This window comes from Pseudomonas sp. PS02302, from assembly GCF_029959585.1.
Lineage (GTDB): Bacteria > Pseudomonadota > Gammaproteobacteria > Pseudomonadales > Pseudomonadaceae > Chryseomonas > Chryseomonas aestiva.
Genome location: NZ_JASCON010000194.1, coordinates 1 through 284 on the forward strand (window position 1 = coordinate 1; position 284 = coordinate 284).

Genomic DNA, 284 nt, shown 5'->3' on the forward strand with positions numbered 1-284 from the left:
GGTGGTGGTGTTCGCCGAATCCGGCACGTCGCCGTATTCGTCGTAGTCGTGGGGGGTCTGCTGGGCGTCCGCGGGTTCGGGATTCATGAGGTACTCCAATAAAAGAAGTGCCCTCGGTGGAGTCCGCCAGCCCAGGTGGCGTTCCCGCTAGACCAGCGCCACCAGACGTTCGGCCACCCGGTCGAAGGGGGCGATGCTGCGCTGGGCCCGGCACAGCGGGATCACCCCCTGCACCGCCGCCACCAGCAGCGTGGCCAGCCCCGTGGCCGCTTGCGCTGTATGGC

The 284-nt window shown here is 68.7% G+C and carries 1 protein-coding gene; it reads right to left on the bottom strand.

Annotation, left to right across the window (positions count from 1 at the left end; genetic code table 11):
* Positions 1-147 precede the first annotated feature (147 nt).
* Positions 148-284 (bottom strand): LmrA/YxaF family transcription factor (locus QMX82_RS26255; protein WP_442969416.1); only part of this gene is annotated, 137 nt, incomplete at its 5' end.